Raw genomic sequence first — 18,668 nt, 5'->3', positions numbered from 1 at the left:
TAGCTTCTCTAAATCCTATACTCTCTTATTTAATAGTTCATAAATCAAGTAATCAGTAATCTTGAATCCAAGAAAGGACAGTCTCATAGCATGTTATAAATAATCCCTTAACCCCTTCAATAGGTCATCAGAGCTTATCCCTAAGTATCTCGTTGTGGTTGATAATGATTTATGAGAAAGCGCCTTACTAATTAAAACAACATCCGCCCCCTTTTTCCTTAAGTTAGTTGCATACAACCTTCTAATAGCATGAGCGCTGATATTGTTTAACTTGTACTTCTTAGCATAGTAAGAAAGCCTTTTAGTAATTGCACATGGTTTTGTTTCAACATCTAGAGAATCACCAAACTTACTTAAAAATACAACTTCATTTCGTTTCTTATAATGTTTACGAATGATATTATTTTGAGTTATCAAACGTTTCAAATACAGTGCTAATTCATCATCGAATGGCAATTTCAATACATCATGGTTCTTCATAATGTCACCTGTCAGTAGCAATGAGTTAGTCTTAAAGTCAATATGCTTCTCTTCTAGCTGTATTAACGTGTTCATTCGAATACCTGTTTTGTATATAGTCAGTACAGCCACCGCATCACGAAACTGAATGAAATTCGCCATATCAAGTAATGACAATAAGATTGATAATTGCTTCTCATCAGCAGGAAGTTTAATCTTGGTATCAACACGTATACGAACGTCTTTCCAAAAGTTTCTCTCTATCCACCCGTTATCGTAAAGTCGATTTAAAACAGCTTTAATGACACGTAGACGGCTTTGTTTCGATACATCTGAAATATCCCCTAAGCTCGCAAGCCAACCAAATATAGACTCCAATTTAATGTCATCTACGTATTCAATTTTCATTGCATCTACTAAACGGTTAAAAGTATAAATATATTCACTGATTGTCGCTTTACGAACGCCCGACAGACGCATTTGCTCTTTCACAATTAACAAAGCACTATTAATTTCTACACCTTTCTTACCCTCATGTAATTCAGCTACATCGATCATTAGCTTTGGTGGAGTAATCAGTATCGTATCTTCCTCTTGAAACGTACCCTCAAAATTTGGTAGCTGTATAGCTTCTGTCACATCTTCTAAATCAAAAATCCCTGTACGCTGACCATTTTTAGCCAAATAAAAAACCTCCTAACAATTGAATGTTAGAAGGTAATTTTATTGCGATATTTGGAATGCATTCTATTCCTTATTCTATTCCCCAAATCCACGAATCCAATTACTTGCTTGTCCCCAAAACATCATTCTCTTCTAGGAACTTCGTATTGAATTGTGCTGATTTGAAAACGTCATTGTTCATCAATGCTTCGTGGAATGGAATTGTTGTATTGATCCCAGGACCAGATACTTCAAATTCGCTAAGCGCACGATTCATTTTCGCAATCGCTTCTTCACGTGTATTGGCATGAACAATTAGTTTTGCAACCATAGAGTCATAGTATGGTGGGATTGTATAGCCAGCATATACAGCAGAGTCAATACGTACACCGTAGCCACCTGGAGTTACGTAAGTATCTACAGTACCAGCTGATGGCATGAAGTTTTTATAAGCATTTTCTGCGTTAATACGGCATTCAATTGCCCAACCATTTAATTGTATATCATCTTGAGTGAAAGGAAGTTTTTCACCAGATGCAATTTTTAATTGTTGTTGTACAAGATCCACACCAGAAATCATTTCAGTTACTGGGTGTTCTACTTGGATACGAGTATTCATTTCCATGAAGTAGAATTTATCTTCTTGATAGTCATAAATAAACTCGATTGTTCCGGCACCTTCATAGTTACAAGCTTCAGCAGCTTTAACGGCAGCGGCACCCATTTCAGCACGACGCTCAGAAGATAGCGCTGGAGATGGAGCTTCCTCTACTAATTTCTGCATACGGCGTTGAACGGTACAGTCACGTTCACCTAAATGTACAACGTTACCATAGCCATCCGCTAATACTTGGATTTCACAGTGACGGAAGTACTCGATGAATTTTTCTAAATATACGCCTGGGTTACCGAATGCTGCAGCAGCCTCTTTTTGCGTAATTTCAATGCCTTTTACAAGGTCTTCTTCTGTACGAGCTACACGGATACCTTTACCGCCACCACCAGCAGTTGCTTTGATGATCACAGGGTAACCAATTTTAGCAGCCCATTCTTTACCTGTTTCGATATCTGGAACAATACCAGTACCCGGAACAAGTGGAACACCTGCTGCTTCCATTGTTGTACGTGCAACGTCTTTAATACCCATAATTTTAATAGAATCAGATGAAGGTCCAATGAACTTAATGCCTGCGTTTTCACAAGCCTCAGCGAAGTCAGCGTTTTCAGATACAAAACCGTAACCTGGGTGGATACCGTCTGCACCAGTTTTTTCTGCTACGCTAAGTAAAGCTGGGAAGCTAAGATATGAATCTTTTGAAAGCTTTGGCCCGATACAATATGCTTCGTCTGCTAATTTCACATGTAATGCGTCAGCGTCTGCTTCTGAGTATACGGCAACAGATTGAATGCCTAACTCTTTACAAGCACGAATAATACGCACAGCGATTTCGCCGCGGTTTGCAATTAAAACTTTTTTCATGGTTGTGCACTCCTTACTCAGCTTTTACAAGGAATAATGGTTGACCGTATTCTACTAATTCACCGTCTTTAACAAGTACTTCAACGATTTCCCCTTGAACTTCTGCTTCAATTTCGTTGAATAGTTTCATAGCTTCTACGATACATACGATTGTTTCATCACCAACTTTGTCCCCCACTTTAACGTAAGCTGGTGAATCTGGATTTGGAGATTGATAAAAAGTTCCAACCATCGGTGACACAATTTTATGTAACGATGGGTCGTTATTTGCTGGTGCTGCAGCTGGTGCTTCTTCAGCTTTTGCTGGAGTAGCTGGTGCTACAGGAGCTGCTACAGGCGCAGACTGTTGTACAACAGGTGCAACTACTTCTTTTTTAGGTGCTACAGTATCAGTAACAACAACACCATTCTTTTTTAATTTAACTTTTGCGCCATCTACTTCGTAAACGAACTCGTCAATCGAAGAAGAATCTACTAATTTAATAATTTCGCGAATTTCTTGAATTTTGAACATTTCTAACTCTCCTTATGAAATAAAATCTACTACAAATACTATTTTATATTTTTTTCGAACAATTTGAAATACTTTAATGCAAATTAAGTAAATATGAACAAAATAAAAGGCTTTCCTTTACTAAACGAAAGCCTTTTCATTATACTGATATATAACAACAGTTTCAAATAAACAGAAAATTCCTCTTTTTCTCTCTATTTTTAATAGTTATTCGCGCTGAATTTTACTTGGACGTCATTTGCGCCTTCCATCTCTGTTTTTACCAAGTAAATAATTTCATTTGCTTGAGCTTTTGATAGCTCCTCAGCCATAACAGTTACCTGTACTTTATCACCATCTGCTCGAACAAACGCATCGGAGTAACCTGAAGATTTAATAAGCATTTCTAACATTGCTTCAGAGGATTCTTGTTTTATAAGGTTATCCATTTCATTATAAGCTTCACTTTTTTGTTCTGCTGTGTAATCTTTTGAACCGATCTTCTGCTCTAATTGCAAACGAAGCTGGCTTCTTTCATCACTAACTTGCATGCGCATTTCTTCAAATAAATGACTTGGAGAAGATACTTCCTTCGTCTCTCCCTCTTTCGTTGCTTCTTGATCAGTCACACCCGTTACCGCAGTTTGCTGTAATGCGTCATCTGTGAAAATAGTTAGTCCATTAAATTGTTTTGCTGGATCAACCAAATAATACACTGAGATAACCGCTACTAGACTTAATAATGTCATAAACCAAACTGTTCTTCTACGTACGCGCATTTACTTTTCCTCCTTATTCTCCATTGGAACGATAATAATTCGATGAATCGGCAATTGCATTACTTGACTAACAACAGCACGAATTTCATTTTTCACAAAGATATCTGATGCTCCTTCTGAAACAATTAGCATCCCTGTTACTTCTTTCGTGCCTTGTTCAGTTCCTCGAAAATATTGACTGAATAGTTTATTGTCATCCTTCTCAGCTGTCATATCTCCGTAATAAAAATAGACTTTAACCTCCCCAACACCTTTCATAGCCTTTAGTGTTTGCTCAAGTTTTTCTTCACTGGTCATCGAAGTTACTTGCCCATTCGTTGTACCCGTTTGATACATTGGTAAAATGATGAAAATTCCCACGGAGGCAGCAATAAGCATTAAGACTATAAATGACGTTGATTTTTTTCGTTTCTTTTCCACATCACTTGTACATTGCCTCCTTTCATCTTCTCTTTTTCAAGTGTATGTACGCTTGTTTCCTCCTATGAATTGATAAATGGAATCTTTAATAGCAATTGCAAAAATACTAACGTAATAACAAGCTTTGTAAGTGAAATTATTTCTTTATCTTCTGTTAAAAACACAAATATCTGACAGATAAAGAGCATCGCTAATAAAAGAATCAATCTATCTCCCCCCAGCCATAACTTGCACAAAAACGATGAGGAATAAACAAGAAAACATAAATGAAAAAGCAATTAGAAATGATACAGCACATAAGGTAAATAGAGATTTACTAACATGATCAAGTAGTTTACAAATATCATCAAAAGCAATCGGTTCTAAAATAGCAGCTAACATTTTCAACGAATACGCACTGACAACAAGCTGAACTGTTGGAATAAACGACACGGTAATAACCGCTATAAAAGCAGAAATACTAGTAATAGAAGAGGAAAATTGTGTCATATGCTGGAACATCGAAAAACTATCTACTATAAAGGAACCAACAACCGGAATATTTTCCTCTATTAATTTCTTCACAGGCTCTGCAACAGCTGCATTGACACTAAATGCGGCCACGCCACTCGCCGACATTAAAATGATGTAACAAATTACAGATGCCGAGACGATGCTCATAATGGTAAAACGAATCAATTCGGCAATTCTCGTAAACGAAATTTCTTTAACAATGACACTGCAGACATCAAACACAATGGCAAAAAGCACTCCTGGAATAAGCCATTTACTACTAATAATCGTTAAGACTTGTACAAAGAAAAGTAAAAAAGGCTGCCAAGAAGCAATCGCTGTAATACTGCTAGATAAAAGAAAACTTGAAGTAAGAATGGGATAAAATGCAGTAAATATATGTGCAAGTCCCTGTGCTATTTCGTCTATCAAATTAAATGAACTCACAACAACTGGTCCTATAGTCGCCAGTACAATAAGAAAAAAAAGTATCCTTGTCCCTTTTTCAAATTCTGGTAAAATCATATTAACAATCAAAATAATAATGACATACCCACACAAAATAAGCGTCATCTTCAGCAATAGAAAAAATGGATCCGTTAAAAACGAAAATATTTGCTCCAGCAATGTCTTCGCCCCTTAGTTTAGCCGTTGTAAAATGGCCGACACCTCCTGTAAAACAGCCAAAAATTCCTTAAACCAGTACAACAAAATAACAATCTTGACCCCATCGTAGACAATATGCCCGAGTACTTTATAGCTTTGTTCTACAAGTAAAAAAGACACCCATTGCCCTACATAAAAAAGGCTAGCACTTACTACTATTGCTTTTGCATAAGGCAAAAAAGCTAATGTCTCAAGCAATTGCTTGATGAATGGCAATAGGAGTGTAGAAAACAGCATACTAAACAGCAAAAACGAAAACATTACACTAATCAGCGCATGGAGTGGCTTTATGACTTCTTTTATAAGCAATAATAAAAGCAGCATGACAACAGCTACAATGACAATTTCCATTTACACTACCCAGAAGAGGTCAGCCATTGAAAGAATGTAAGGATTTCATTGAAAAATAGACGTAAAAATCGCAGTAATTCCGCTGTCATATATAAGTAGGCAATGAAAAATAGGAAAAATGAAAATTCTTTTTTTCCTGTTTGATCAAAGAAGACATGAAGAAGCGCAACTACTAGTCCCACTCCAGCGACTCTTAATACGTCTTGTAATTCCATTTCATACGCCCCCTCGTGTACAGCAATATATGTTGCTACCCCAAAAAAAAGACCTCTATACATACGTATAGAGATCTTAGTATTTTTATGAAATTAATGATGCCTTGGCAAAACTACGTCCTGTATTGGAAATAAGTTACAGTAGCTTTTCAATGATGCTTTTCACAGAACCTGGTTGTTTCACTAAATAGCTCTTTTCACCCATCCACATCGATAAATATTCGGCTTTGCTCTGTTTTGCACTTTCTTTACGAATAGTTGTAGTTAGATCATTTTGCAATGGATAAGGTGCTACAACAGCATCCTTCATACGTTCCGTAAAAGCATTTGCTAAGCCTCTTGCTGGTTTACCAGAAAAAGCACGAGTAATCGTCGTCTGCTGCGCTTTCGATTCAAGCAAGGCATTTTTATAAAGAGGTGAAATTTCACACTCATCCGCTACTAATAACGCTGTACCAATTTGAACCGCTTGAGCACCTATTGCTAGTGCTTTACTTACATCTTCCTTTGTGACAATGCCCCCAGCAGCAATAATCGGTATGGAAATTTGTCCTACTACTTGCTGCAGTAAATCATGCAAATCTATTAATTGCATTGGTTCAGTGAAAGAACCACGATGACCACCGGCTTCACCACCCTGAAGGACAACAGCTTGCATCCCTGCTTGTTCTACACGCTTCGCTTCCTCTAATGTAGTAGCTGTACCAATAACATAAACATTGTTGTCCTTTAAACGATGAATCACATCTGCTGAAGGAATGCCAAACGTAAAGGAACAAATGGCTACATTTTCATCAAGAACAGCTTGTACTTGTTCTTCAAATACTTCCTTGGACGTGACACTTTGTACAGGCGAAAGCCCAAGCTCATCATAAAACGGTTGTAAAGCCATTCGAGCTTTTTGAAGTACATCGATATCAATACGTGGCTCTTCCTGTACAAATAAATTAACAGCAAATGGCTTTTTCGTTAGCTTTTTAACTTCCTGAATAAAACTTTTTGTTTGCTTGCCATCTAAATAGCCTGCTCCAATCGAGCCTAAAATACCTTCCTCTGCACAGGCAGCCACAAATTTTGGCGTAGTTACACCAGCCATTGGCGCCTGTATTATTGGAGACGTGGTCTCAAAAATTGTTTGTAACATAGCATTCACTCCTTACTATTATTGTAAACAACTTTTCCAAATATGACCACATACCAAATGATAGAAACTACTTTTTATAAAAATAGTAAAGGTCGCTATTTCTCTATCTATTGTCACAAAAAATTTAACTTTATATGTATCAAATACGAGCAGATGTTTTATGTGCGAAAGCGTAGCGACAGGTACAGATGTTTGGACACCCCTGAAAGAATTTAAATAAAAACCTACCCTTTTGTTAAAAAAGAGTAGGTTGATTGTTTTTATTTATTACGCACGAGAAACGTAAGAAGCTTCTTCTGTATTGATGATTAACTTGTCACCTTGGTTTACGAAGAATGGCACTTGTACAATAAGACCTGTTTCAAGAGTTGCAGGTTTTGTACCACCAGAAGCTGTATCACCTTTAATACCAGGCTCTGTTTCTGTTACTTCTAGCTCAACAGTATTTGGTAATTCAACACCTAGCATTTCACTTTGGTATGATTGAATATGAACTTCCATGTTTTCTTTTAGGAATTTTAATTCATATTCAATTGCAGCTGAAGCAAGTTCAGTTTGCTCATATGATTCTAAGTCCATGAAAACATGCTCGTCACCTTGTGCATAAAGGTATTGCATTTTACGGTTATCGATTTGTGCTTTTTCAACTTTCTCACCAGCACGGAAAGTTTTTTCATTTACTGAACCGTTACGTAAGTTACGTAATTTAGAGCGTACGAACGCAGCACCTTTACCTGGTTTAACGTGTTGGAAATCTAACACGCGATATAATTGGCCATCTACAACAATTGTTAGACCTGTACGGAAATCGTTTACTGAAATCATTTGTGTTCCTCCATAGTTTATAAAATAATAAGTTCTTTTGACGAATGAGTTAGCAGTTCATTACCTTTCTCTGTGATTAAAATATCGTCCTCGATACGTACACCACCGATTCCCGGTAAATACACTCCTGGTTCAATCGTTACGGCCATACCTGGCTCTAGCACCGCTTCTGAACGCATTGATAAGCCAGGGCCTTCATGTACTTCAAGACCAATCCCGTGTCCTAATGAATGACCAAATGCCGCGCCATATCCTTTTTCTGTTAAGTAGTTACGTGCAATCGCATCTGCTTGAATCCCTGTAAAGCCAGGCCCAACCTTTTCAAGTGCTAAAAGCTGGGAAGCAAGGACTGCGTTGTACATATCCACTATTTTTTCAGATGGCTCGCCAACTGCCACAGTACGTGTAATATCCGAGATATAGCCATTGTACAGTGCTCCATAGTCTAATGTGACAAAGTCGCCTTTTTCAATCACTTTATTCGTTGCAACGCCATGTGGTAAAGCTGAGCGAAGACCAGACGCAACAATTATATCAAACGAGGATTGAGTTGCTCCTTGTTTACGCATGAAAAATTCTAATTCATTCGAAACCTCAAGCTCTGTTTTACCAGGCTTAATGAAGTTTAAGATATGTGTATATGCGTGATCAGCAATTTCACACGCAACCTTAATAATATTAATCTCTTGTTGCGTCTTAATCAAGCGAATTTTTTCAATTAGCCCAGAAATCGGCACTAAATCAGCTTGAATTTTATTTTTATACAGCTCATACGTGCCATAGCTAACAGTATCTTTCTCAAAGCCCAATAATTTGATACCCATATTTTTTACTTGTGTTGCAATTTCTTCAATGATCGTCGCCTCATGCTTTACAATTCGGAAGTCCTGTACTTGCGCAGCTGCTTGCTCTGTATAACGAAAATCCGTGATAAACACAGCATCATTTTGAGACACAATCGCTACGCCCGCTGTTCCTGTAAAACCAGTCATATAACGACGATTGTACTCGTTTGTAATTAAAATACCGTCAATATTTTGTTCCTGAAGTGCCTTACGTAGCTTTTGTAATTTCATCATAATCAATTCTCCCTCTCAATAAATGTGCGTAGTGCCAGTTCATAGCCTTTCGTACCTAGTCCACTGATTTGACCAAGGCATGCCGGAGCGAGATAAGAATGATGACGGAAAGCCTCACGTTTATGGATATTTGAAATATGTACTTCTATAACCGGCACAGAAATCCCTGCAATTGCATCATGTAACGCAATGCTTGTATGGGTATATGCACCGGGATTAAAGATTATACCATCATATTTTTCGTCCTCTGCTTCATGTACCCAATCAACAAGTACCCCTTCATGATTAGATTGACGAAACTCGACAGTAGCACCTAAAGACGCCGCAAGATTCTGAACATTTTTTTTCACATCTTCTAATGTTTCATACCCATAAATATGTGGCTCTCGTTTACCTAGTCGATTTAAGTTAGGTCCATTCAAACATAATAACTTCACGCATATTCGCCTCTTTCTATGTACTTGCCATTATTTTATCATACAAGGCGCAGACAGCAACTAATTTCCTTTTTGTGCTGTGTGCTCCTTTTGATGAAAATTCGCAGTTTCAAGCAAGAAACGTAATAGACAAATAACAATGACCATGAAAGGGATTGATAGTTTTTTAAAGGAAGAAGATTGTAAAGGCAAATCCAGAACAATCCATTCTAATGTGATGGACAAAAATAGGCCAAGTAAAAAAGAAGATAGCACAGCTGGGATAATATAGACATATCTCAATGTAATAAATAATAAAAATCCAATAAAAAATAAGACTAGGATAAGAAAGCTCCATTGAAATAGTTTTGAACTTCCTTCAAATATATCCCACTTCTTATAAAAACCTATTGGATTCCATTTAATGAGTTGAAAGTATTCAAGCCCCTTTAAACACAATGCTAAAACAAGTGCACTGACGAGCGATGTTATACTAGCTACTTTCAAGTAAAATCCTCCTAACTTGTACCACGAGTTTATTTTCAAACGTTAATCATTTCCTAAACTGTACGATTAGTGTAACCATATAGAAATTTTACTATGCGTAACTCTAGAGGTTTTTCACTAAATTTAGTACAATGGTACAGTTGAAATATATAAAGAGAGTGGTGTTAGCCTTGAGCAATTCACCTGTATACGGGGGACAAGCACAATTAGAAGGTGTAATGTTCGGAGGAAAGGAACATACGGTTACCGCTATTCGCCGTAACGATGATTCCATTGATTATTATCATTTTAAAAAAGTTCAAAACCCTATTTTACAAAAGCTTAAAAAAATTCCATTGGTACGGGGCGTTGTAGCACTGATTGAATCAGCTGGTTTAGGCTCTCGCCACATGCAATTTTCAGGGGACCGTTTCGACGTTACACCTGGCGAAGAAGAAGAGCATAAAGAGGAAGGCTCGAGACTTCAAATGATTTTAGGCGTTGCAGTTGTAGGTATTCTTACCTTTTTATTCAGTAAATTTGCCTTTACATTAATTCCAGTATTTATTGCGGATTTTTTCTCTAAATGGATAGAAGGCAAAACTGGTCAAATTTTACTTGAAAGTGGCATTAAGTTAGTTTTACTACTTTCCTATTTATATTTTATATCTTTAACGCCACTAATTAAACGAGTATTCCAATATCATGGTGCAGAACATAAGGTTATCAATTGCTATGAAGCTGGTATGGACGTAACAGTGGAAAATGTGCAAGCACAATCACGCTTACACTATCGTTGCGGTAGTAGTTTTATGCTGTTCACTGTGTTCGTAGGCATGTTTTTATATTTCTTCGTGCCAACTGATCCACTTTGGTTACGCATTTTGGACCGTATTCTATTAATTCCAGTTGTTCTTGGTATATCATTTGAAGTACTTCAAGCGACAAATGCGTGCCGTAATATTCCCGTGTTACGCTTCCTGGGCTATCCAGGCTTATGGCTGCAATTACTAACAACACGTGAGCCTAAGGATGAGCAAGTAGAAGTAGCCATCGCATCCTTCAATATGCTGCTTCAAGTTGAACAGCAACCAGAAATCGCAGCTACTTTAAATCATGATTAAAAATTAAGGGCAAGTCCAACTGATGAGTTTGGTTGGACTTGCCCTTTTTTATAGTTTTTACAATGGCTGTACAGAAATTATTTGTTGCTTTGCTTTCTCGTACTCCGCTTCCAATGTTATGAGTATTTCACGAACCGATTCTCGCTTGATAACATTTGTGATACCATGACCCGCCGACCAAATATCTCGCCATGCTTTTACATTGACAAGATGTGTCAAATCAACATCCTCTCTTGGCTTCAATGTCGCTGGATCAATGCCTTCCTTCAATAAAGATGGAATTAACACATTAACATGGACACCGCTAAAGGCATCGGTATATAAAATATCAGAGGTATCACTGTCAATCACCATATTTTTGTACTCCTCAGGCGCATTTCCTTCATCACAAGCTAAAAAACGAGTACCCAAATAGGCATAGTCTGCCCCCATTATTTGAGCAGCTAATACGTCTGCACCGCTAGAGATGGAACCAGATAAAATAATTGTCCCCTTAAAGAATTTCTTTACGGCAGATACAAAGCCAAATGGGTTCAGTTGCCCGCCATGCCCACCAGCACCTGCACAAACAAGAATTAGCCCATCTACACCCGTTGCAGCAGATTTTTCGGCATGCTTAACGTTCGCAACATCTGCATAGACCTTCCCTCCATAGCCATGTACAATGTCCAAAACTCTCTTTGGATTACCAAGTGACGTAATGACAATTGGTGGCTGGAATTGTTCAATTAACTGTATATCTTCTTCAAAACGTGTATTCGCTACAGGGTGACATATTAAGTTGACTGCCCATTGCTCAGTCGGTAGTGCCTTTTTTATTTCTTCTAGCCACTCAGCACATGTTGAAGCGGGTCTTGCGTTTAATAATGGAAATGAACCGATAGCCCCTGCTCTACTAGCTTCAATAACCATCTTAGGGTTAGAAACTAAAAACATCGGAGCTACTATAATTGGTAAACTAAACATACACTCTCCCCCTCTATACTTAAATATTTCGAGAGATTTCCTGAAAATCCTACTAAAAAAATTTAAATTTTAGTTCTGACCCCACATCTTACGTTGAAATGACAAGGACCCATCTCCCCTCTCAAAGGTGGGAGACTTCCGTAGCTAGGGTTTGTCTAAATGAAGATAAAAAAAGTACCTATCCGTCTTGTTAACGATATAGATGGTTACTTTGAAATAAAGTTCGATCAAAAATACCCCACAACCAGTATTTTACGATAAATAAAAAGAATCCATTTTGAACATAGATAGATCAAAATGGATTCTTATCCAGAAGAATTAATTATCAGTTTTATAAAAAAGTTTGATCATTTTCTACCTGCGTCCTTCACAATCGCGCCCTTTAATGGATATCATATTATTTTTATTATGTGGTTTTGTTGAAGAACATTGCTTAAGCGTAATTCAACATAAGCACCCGTTGGTGGCAAGATAATCCGTATAGGCAATTTTTAATGACGGTTATGGGTATAGTAAATCCGTTAGACGTGATCTAATTCGAATACGTCAACGTGAAGGAATTAATTTAGCGAAATAGGAAAGAAAAAACCGCAGAAGAGTTAAAAAGTATCTTAGGCATGCCGGGATTAACTATGTATTGAGTCGGATTAAATCAGGTTTTTGATGTGATTAGCGGAAGAGGGAAATCAAGAAGAGACTTGGATATTTTCACCAAGTTCTTTAATATTGCACAAAAACAGACACGAAGATATAATTATATTACAATTGTCATCCACTAAATGTGCATAGTAATCCTATTTTATAATTTAATTATATCGCACTGGTAAGCTCTTGTCAAATATTTTTTCTCAATAAAATGGTTAGGAGAGATGCAGAATGAATTCTTTAGTTCTTGGTTTTCAGGAAATGGATAAAACACAACTTTTGCTCGTTGGTGGAAAAGGGTCAAATTTAGGGGAATTATCAAAAATCGAAGGAATACAAGTACCAGAGGGATTTTGTGTTACAACGGTGGGTTATCAAAAAGCCATCGAACAAAACGAAACGTTTCAAATATTGTTGGACCAACTATTAACGCTAAAAGTAGAGGATCGAGATCAAGTTGGTGAAATCAGCAGGAAGATTCGACAAATCATTATGGAAGTAATAATTCCTTCCGACGTTGTAAATGCAGTTGCTCACACACTCTCTCAGCTAGGTGATGACCATGCTTATGCAGTGCGTTCTAGTGCGACAGCTGAAGATTTACCACATGCCTCTTTTGCTGGTCAACAAGACTCCTATTTAAATATCATCGGCAAAGAATCCATCTTGCAGCATATTCGCAAATGTTGGGCTTCCCTATTTACGGATCGCGCGGTAATCTACCGTATGCAAAATGGATTTGACCACAGTCAAGTGTATTTATCCGTTATCATACAACGAATGGTTTTCCCACAAGCATCAGGGATTTTATTTACCGCTGATCCGATAACTTCTAACCGAAAACTGCTATCAATCAATGCCAGTTTTGGACTCGGAGAAGCACTGGTCTCTGGCTTGGTCTCTGCCGATTGTTATAAAGTACAGGAAGATAAAATCGTCGATAAAATGATAGCAACCAAGAAATTAGCTATCTATAGCCTAAAAGGAGGAGGAACAGAGACACAACAGATCGATCCGAATCAGCAAAAGACACAAACACTTACCGATCAACAGATTTTACAACTAGCACGCATCGGCAGACAGATCGAAGCTTATTTTGGTTGCCCACAAGATATCGAATGGTGTTTGGTTGATGATACATTTTATATTGTCCAAAGTCGCCCAATCACGACTCTTTTCCCCATCCCTAATGCGAATGATCAAGAAAACCACGTCTATATATCTGTCGGTCACCAACAAATGATGACAGATCCTATGAAACCATTGGGATTGTCTTTTTTTCTGTTAACGACTTCTGCGCCCATGCGTAAAGCAGGCGGAAGGTTGTTTGTTGATGTTACGCATCAACTAGCTTTACCGGTCAGTAGAAACAATTTATTAAAAGCTATGGGACAACACGATCCGCTCATGAAAGACGCACTTATGAACATCATTGAGCGTGGAGATTTTATAAAATCGTTACCGAATGATATTAAAGCACCGAGTCCCAACAGAGGCAATACAGATACGCTAGCACAAATCGAAAACAATCCATCAATCGTTTCTGAATTGATTAAGCGAAATCAAACATCCATAGAAGAGTTAAAACAAAACATCCAAACGAAATCAGGAATAGATTTATTTGATTTTATTCTAGAAGATATTCAGGAATTAAAGAAGTTTTTATCTGACCCACAAAGTTCAGCTGTATTTATGGCTGCTATAAATGCTTCAATATGGGTTAATGAAAAAATGAACGAGTGGTTAGGTGAAAAAAACGTAGCAGATACGCTTTCTCAATCTGTACCAAATAATATTACTTCGGAAATGGGTCTAGCACTATTGGATGTCGCAGATGTGATCCGTCCTTATCCAGAAGTAATTGCATATTTACAACACACAAAAGATGATACCTTTTTGGATGAACTAGTTAAATTCAATGGTGGACAGGAAGCTAGAGACGCTTTCTATGTTTTTCTCAACAAATACGGAATGCGATGTGCTGGAGAAATCGATATTACGAAACCTCGTTGGAGTGAAAAACCGATTACACTTGTCCCCATGATTCTTAACAATATAAAAAACTTGCAGCCTAATGCCCGCACTCGGAAATTTGAGCAAGGGCGACAGGAAGCTTTGAAAAAAGAACAAGAGTTATTAGAGCGATTGAAGCAATTACCGGATGGTGAACAAAAAGCCAAAGAAACAAAACGAATGATCAGCCTAATCCGAAATTTCATCGGTTATCGCGAGTATCCAAAATACGGCATGATTAATCGCTACTTCGTTTATAAGCAGGCTTTACTGAAAGAAGCCGGACAACTCGTACAAGCCAACGTTATTCATGAAAAAGAAGATATATACTATCTCACTTTTGAAGAACTTCGTGAAATCGTACACACAAATAAACTAGATTACCAGATCATCAGCGAGCGAAAAGACGAGTACAAATTATATGAAAGACTTACTCCCCCACGCGTTATCACGTCTGATGGTGAAATCATTGTAGGTGAATACAAACGAGAAAATCTCCCAGCCAAAGCTATTGTAGGGCTGCCTGTTTCTTCTGGAGTTATCGAGGGACGGGCTCGTGTCATCTTAAACATGGAAGATGCCGATATAGAAGAAGGAGATATATTAGTTACCTCCTTTACTGACCCTAGCTGGACACCATTGTTTGTATCCATAAAAGGTCTAGTTACCGAAGTTGGTGGACTGATGACCCATGGAGCAGTTATCGCGCGTGAATATGGCTTACCAGCAGTTGTTGGGGTGGAAAATGCCATTAAACTGATTAAAGACGGACAACGAATTCGCGTACATGGAACAGAAGGGTATATTGAAATATTGTAATAACTAAAAACGTCAAGTAAGAGCCTCTGTCTTAATGGACGGCAATCGGCTTTGTGCTTAGGCCTCCCCCTCAAAGGTGGGGGTACTTCCGTAGTTAGCTTTTGTCTAAATGAAGATAAAAAAAGTGTCTATCCGTCATTTTGACGAGATAGACACTTTTTCATTATTTTATAGGCCACATTTCAACTGTGCAGCACAGTTTGTACATGTATTACAGCCACCAATTTCTTCAACAGTTCCTTTACGGCATACAGGACAAGTATTCCCTACATCCGAACCAATAACTGTTGTCGATTCTAATGCTTGAATCGTATCTACTAATACAACAGGACGCTTCGTTGGTACTTCTACTAATTCTTCTTCAAATGATAGTTGATCCATATCATTTTCTTCAGCTTTTAGTGTCAGTACTTGTGAATCACGGCTACCATCTACATAGACCGTACCACCTTTAGCGCCACCTTTATATAAGCGCTCGTATACTTTTTCAACTTGTTGTACTGTATAACCTTTTGGTGCGTTTACAGTTTTTGAAATAGATGAATCGATCCATTTTTGGATGATACATTGTACATCAGCATGTGCCTCTGGTTTTAACTCCATAGCCGTAACGAACCATTCAGGAAGTTCATTCTCATTAGCTTCTGGATGACGTCCTAAATATTCTTGTACGATTTCTGCTTTTACCTCGATGAATTTACCTAAACGACCAGAACGGTAATATGTGAATGAGAAGTATGGCTCAAGACCTGTTGCCACACCAACCATCGTACCAGTAGAACCAGTTGGAGCTACTGTCAGTAAATGTGAGTTGCGAATACCAGTTGCTAAAATTTGTTCTTTAATGTGTGCAGGCATTTTTTGCATAAAGCCTGTTTCAGTAAATGCTTTACGTAAACGTGCTGTCTCTTCCTCAGTTGCTCCTACAAGGAATGGGAAGCTACCGCGTTCTTTTGCAAGCTCTGTTGACGTCTCATACGCAGTTTCAGCAATCGTTTTAAAGATTTCATCAACTAGCTCATTACCCGCTTCTGAGCCATATTCTTTCTCACAATAAATTAGTAAGTCCGCTAAGCCCATTACACCCAAGCCAACACGACGCTCTCCAAGAGCTTGTACACGGTTTTCTTCTAAGAAGTATGGTGTAGCATCAATAACATTATCTTGCATACGAACACCAACACGAACTGTTTCACGTAGTGCTTCATAATCAATTGTTTGATCTTCCTTATTCGCAAACTGTGCTAAGTTCACAGCCGCTAAGTTACACACAGAATATGGTGCAAGTGGTTGTTCCCCACACGGATTTGTCGCTACAACGCTTTGACCATAAGCTTTTGCGTTTGTCATGTCATTAGCGTTGTCGATGAAGAAAATACCTGGCTCTGCAGAGTATGTTGCACAAACGTTGATTAAATTCCATAATTCCTTCGCTTTAATCGTGCGGTAAGTGCGTACTTTATAGCCCATTTTCTCCCATTCGCGTACATCTCCAACTTTATGCCATTCACTGTTGTAAATAGCCATCTCTTCTTTTGTATATTCTTCAACAGCTGGGAAACGAAGCTCAAAGTCAGCGTCATTTTCTACAGCTTGCATAAATTCTTTTGTTAATGTTACAGAAATATTTGCACCAGTTAAAAACTCTTGATTGTGAACAGTATAAGTACCACCATCACGAAGTTTGTTTTCTGCTTCACGAATAATAGCCGTATCAAAACCGCCTAAGCCTTCGATACCTTTATAGTTAACAATACCTTGGTACATAGCTTCCTCTTGAGATGAAAGAGGCTTAAAGTTTAATTTTTCTTTTGCTAGACGAATAATTGAATTATCCGTTGTATTTTCGATTAGGTATCGAAGAATACGTGGATTTTGCATTTTCGAAATAATAAATTCCACGATATCAGGATGCCAATCTGCCAGCATAATCATTTGTGCCGATTTCTTACGCGGGTTCGCTATACCCACTCTCTATGTCACCATAGAAGTTGAGACCATATCTTACATCTTATTAGATGTCCTCGCACTTCGGAGTGGCTTCACTCCTACTCTACTCACTTCCGCTAACATAGCGTGCTTTCGATGGTCGTTGAACCTTCCTCTCTGAAAGAGGCTTGGCTGCTGATTGTCTTTATCCCACTGCTATTTTCAAGCATTCACGCTTACCGTTTCCAGTTACGTTGTAGCTAGCAGTGCATTTATAATGCGTTTTTTAACATTTTCAAAATCATTTTTTATCTCATCTTCCCAGAAACGAAGTAAAGTGTACCCGTGAGCCGCTGCAATTCGATTTTTTTCAATATCCCTGGCTTTTATCCTCTTTTGAACTTCATAAAAAGTGGAATAAAATTTTGGATTCCCATGCCAAAAATCGCCATCACACTCAATTAGAATATTTGTCCCTAATAGTAGAAAATCAAATTGTGCTCCTTCAAAGATGAAGGAATATTTGTAGGGAATTGATTGTTCAACTAAGAAATGCTCTAAAGCTCTTTCAATACTAGTTTTTCTAAATGTTTCCCTCTCTAGTTGCTTTAATGCAGCTTGTCGAATCTTTTCGATGGTTTCTTCACTATAAACCCCTGTCTTACCGCTATTCCATGAAGGAGTTCCATTTATTTTTCTAGTTTTAGCTGTTTTTGAAATGATATTTTCAAAATGAACCTTCTTTTGTTCATCCGGCATTTCATTATGCCATTTTCCTGTATTTTGTGATCGAAGCCTACTCGCACACTCTTTACTACAAGTTTTAGTCTGCCGATGTTTTTCATCGAATAGTTTTCCACAAATTACACAAGTTAAAGGCTCACCTTTTCCTCGACAGCTTCTACTACAAAATTGATTGGGAATACCACGCCTCAATTTAACCTCTTTATTACATAAAATATATTGGCAGGTAACCATTTCTATTGGATAAAAATAAGATATTAAATAATTATCTAACGTTAAGTTATGCTCATTTTTCAAATGAGACGTATACCAACCTTGTTTATTATGATTTATTGTAAAACCACATATTAAACAAGTCTGTGGCTGTTTCGCATCATAAACATCCATAATTCCCACCTCGATTAAAGTGACAATATTTCCGTTAAAGAGTTTCCAGCAATTCACGAGGTTTGTTTACGCA

18 protein-coding genes and 1 pseudogene are annotated in these 18,668 nt (G+C 37.7%); 2 read left to right on the top strand and 17 right to left on the bottom strand.

Going from position 1 to position 18,668, the window contains the following annotated elements; all coding sequences use genetic code 11:
* Nucleotides 1–93 precede the first annotated feature (93 nt).
* The 14 genes from ACMZ42_RS16895 to ACMZ42_RS16830 all read right to left on the bottom strand — a co-directional run bounded on the left by ACMZ42_RS16895 (nucleotide 94) and on the right by ACMZ42_RS16830 (nucleotide 9,989).
* Nucleotides 94–1,143, bottom strand: coding sequence for a tyrosine-type recombinase/integrase (locus tag ACMZ42_RS16895; protein WP_415732108.1), 1,050 nt, complete (start codon nucleotides 1,141–1,143; stop codon nucleotides 94–96).
* 100 nt (nucleotides 1,144–1,243) lie between these two features.
* Nucleotides 1,244–2,602 carry an acetyl-CoA carboxylase biotin carboxylase subunit gene (accC, locus tag ACMZ42_RS16890; RefSeq protein ID WP_415732107.1) on the bottom strand — a complete coding sequence of 453 codons (1,359 nt, stop codon included), beginning with the start codon at nucleotides 2,600–2,602 and terminating at the stop codon, nucleotides 1,244–1,246.
* A gap of 13 nt (nucleotides 2,603–2,615) precedes the next feature.
* The gene (accB, locus tag ACMZ42_RS16885) at nucleotides 2,616–3,116 is read right to left on the bottom strand and encodes an acetyl-CoA carboxylase biotin carboxyl carrier protein (protein WP_370079849.1); all 501 of its coding nucleotides are present in this window, start codon (nucleotides 3,114–3,116) and stop codon (nucleotides 2,616–2,618) included.
* Nucleotides 3,117–3,316: 200 nt separating this feature from the next.
* The gene (locus tag ACMZ42_RS16880) at nucleotides 3,317–3,874 is read right to left on the bottom strand and encodes a SpoIIIAH-like family protein (protein ID WP_370079847.1); all 558 of its coding nucleotides are present in this window, start codon (nucleotides 3,872–3,874) and stop codon (nucleotides 3,317–3,319) included.
* Nucleotides 3,875–4,294: a hypothetical protein gene (locus tag ACMZ42_RS16875; protein ID WP_370079845.1), complete on the bottom strand. Its 420-nt coding sequence runs from the start codon at nucleotides 4,292–4,294 to the stop codon at nucleotides 3,875–3,877.
* 62 nt (nucleotides 4,295–4,356) lie between these two features.
* Nucleotides 4,357–4,500 carry a hypothetical protein gene (locus tag ACMZ42_RS16870; RefSeq protein ID WP_199777723.1) on the bottom strand — a complete coding sequence of 48 codons (144 nt, stop codon included), beginning with the start codon at nucleotides 4,498–4,500 and terminating at the stop codon, nucleotides 4,357–4,359.
* 1 nt (nucleotide 4,501) lies between these two features.
* Nucleotides 4,502–5,413: a stage III sporulation protein AE gene (locus ACMZ42_RS16865; RefSeq protein ID WP_402874669.1), complete on the bottom strand. Its 912-nt coding sequence runs from the start codon at nucleotides 5,411–5,413 to the stop codon at nucleotides 4,502–4,504.
* A 12-nt stretch (nucleotides 5,414–5,425) separates the two neighbouring features.
* Complete coding sequence (locus ACMZ42_RS16860) at nucleotides 5,426–5,803, bottom strand: hypothetical protein (protein WP_370079841.1); 378 nt, start codon at nucleotides 5,801–5,803, stop codon at nucleotides 5,426–5,428.
* A gap of 5 nt (nucleotides 5,804–5,808) precedes the next feature.
* On the bottom strand, nucleotides 5,809–6,018 hold the full coding sequence (locus ACMZ42_RS16855; RefSeq protein ID WP_012295089.1) for a hypothetical protein: 210 nt from the start codon (nucleotides 6,016–6,018) through the stop codon (nucleotides 5,809–5,811).
* A 136-nt stretch (nucleotides 6,019–6,154) separates the two neighbouring features.
* Complete coding sequence (locus tag ACMZ42_RS16850; protein ID WP_415732106.1) at nucleotides 6,155–7,162, bottom strand: NAD(P)H-dependent flavin oxidoreductase; 1,008 nt, start codon at nucleotides 7,160–7,162, stop codon at nucleotides 6,155–6,157.
* A 267-nt stretch (nucleotides 7,163–7,429) separates the two neighbouring features.
* The gene (efp, locus tag ACMZ42_RS16845) at nucleotides 7,430–7,987 is read right to left on the bottom strand and encodes an elongation factor P (protein ID WP_370079837.1); all 558 of its coding nucleotides are present in this window, start codon (nucleotides 7,985–7,987) and stop codon (nucleotides 7,430–7,432) included.
* Between the two features lie 17 nt (nucleotides 7,988–8,004).
* A complete protein-coding gene (locus tag ACMZ42_RS16840) occupies nucleotides 8,005–9,066 on the bottom strand; it encodes a M24 family metallopeptidase (protein ID WP_415732105.1) in 1,062 nt (353 codons plus the stop codon).
* 2 nt (nucleotides 9,067–9,068) lie between these two features.
* On the bottom strand, nucleotides 9,069–9,503 hold the full coding sequence (gene aroQ / locus ACMZ42_RS16835) for a type II 3-dehydroquinate dehydratase (RefSeq protein WP_323655051.1): 435 nt from the start codon (nucleotides 9,501–9,503) through the stop codon (nucleotides 9,069–9,071).
* 60 nt (nucleotides 9,504–9,563) lie between these two features.
* Nucleotides 9,564–9,989 carry a hypothetical protein gene (locus ACMZ42_RS16830; RefSeq protein WP_370079833.1) on the bottom strand — a complete coding sequence of 142 codons (426 nt, stop codon included), beginning with the start codon at nucleotides 9,987–9,989 and terminating at the stop codon, nucleotides 9,564–9,566.
* Nucleotides 9,990–10,159: 170 nt separating this feature from the next.
* Between ACMZ42_RS16830 and ACMZ42_RS16825 the strand changes: the two genes are divergently transcribed.
* Nucleotides 10,160–11,092 (top strand): DUF1385 domain-containing protein, encoded by a 933-nt coding sequence (locus ACMZ42_RS16825; protein WP_402874681.1) that lies wholly within the window; start codon nucleotides 10,160–10,162, stop codon nucleotides 11,090–11,092.
* Nucleotides 11,093–11,149: 57 nt separating this feature from the next.
* On the opposite strand, the gene ACMZ42_RS16820 is transcribed toward ACMZ42_RS16825, so the two are convergent.
* Entirely contained in the window at nucleotides 11,150–12,058 is a 909-nt protein-coding gene (locus ACMZ42_RS16820) for an NAD(P)H-dependent flavin oxidoreductase (RefSeq protein ID WP_415732104.1), read from the bottom strand.
* A gap of 876 nt (nucleotides 12,059–12,934) precedes the next feature.
* On the opposite strand from ACMZ42_RS16820, the gene ppsA reads away from it, so the two are divergent.
* Nucleotides 12,935–15,535, top strand: a complete 2,601-nt coding sequence (gene ppsA / locus ACMZ42_RS16815) for a phosphoenolpyruvate synthase (RefSeq protein WP_415732103.1) — start codon at nucleotides 12,935–12,937, stop codon at nucleotides 15,533–15,535.
* A 168-nt stretch (nucleotides 15,536–15,703) separates the two neighbouring features.
* Here the strand turns inward: ppsA and ACMZ42_RS16810 are convergent.
* Nucleotides 15,704–17,485, bottom strand: a pseudogene (locus ACMZ42_RS16810) (vitamin B12-dependent ribonucleotide reductase); the annotation flags it as partial.
* A gap of 228 nt (nucleotides 17,486–17,713) precedes the next feature.
* A complete protein-coding gene (locus ACMZ42_RS16805) occupies nucleotides 17,714–18,595 on the bottom strand; it encodes an endonuclease domain-containing protein (protein WP_402874687.1) in 882 nt (293 codons plus the stop codon).
* Between the last annotated feature and the right edge of the window lie 73 nt (nucleotides 18,596–18,668).

The sequence above is a fragment of the Lysinibacillus sp. NPDC056185 genome, from assembly GCF_047737915.1.
GTDB lineage: Bacteria > Bacillota > Bacilli > Bacillales_A > Planococcaceae > Lysinibacillus.
Note: the sequence above shows the minus strand (reverse complement) of the source record. Positions and strands in the feature narration are given on the sequence as shown.

Bases quoted from the DNA above. Each gene is read 5' to 3' on its own strand.
- ACMZ42_RS16860 (WP_370079841.1), bottom strand. From the start codon at position 5,803: ATGGAAATTGTCATTGTAGCTGTTGTCATGCTGCTTTTATTATTGCTT.
- ppsA (WP_415732103.1), top strand. From the start codon at position 12,935: ATGAATTCTTTAGTTCTTGGTTTTCAGGAAATGGATAAAACACAACTT.
- efp (WP_370079837.1), bottom strand. From the start codon at position 7,987: ATGATTTCAGTAAACGATTTCCGTACAGGTCTAACAATTGTTGTAGAT.
- ACMZ42_RS16850 (WP_415732106.1), bottom strand. From the start codon at position 7,162: ATGTTACAAACAATTTTTGAGACCACGTCTCCAATAATACAGGCGCCA.
- accB (WP_370079849.1), bottom strand. From the start codon at position 3,116: ATGTTCAAAATTCAAGAAATTCGCGAAATTATTAAATTAGTAGATTCT.
- accC (WP_415732107.1), bottom strand. From the start codon at position 2,602: ATGAAAAAAGTTTTAATTGCAAACCGCGGCGAAATCGCTGTGCGTATT.
- ACMZ42_RS16840 (WP_415732105.1), bottom strand. From the start codon at position 9,066: ATGATGAAATTACAAAAGCTACGTAAGGCACTTCAGGAACAAAATATT.
- ACMZ42_RS16855 (WP_012295089.1), bottom strand. From the start codon at position 6,018: ATGGAATTACAAGACGTATTAAGAGTCGCTGGAGTGGGACTAGTAGTT.
- ACMZ42_RS16820 (WP_415732104.1), bottom strand. From the start codon at position 12,058: ATGTTTAGTTTACCAATTATAGTAGCTCCGATGTTTTTAGTTTCTAAC.
- ACMZ42_RS16880 (WP_370079847.1), bottom strand. From the start codon at position 3,874: ATGCGCGTACGTAGAAGAACAGTTTGGTTTATGACATTATTAAGTCTA.
- ACMZ42_RS16805 (WP_402874687.1), bottom strand. From the start codon at position 18,595: ATGGATGTTTATGATGCGAAACAGCCACAGACTTGTTTAATATGTGGT.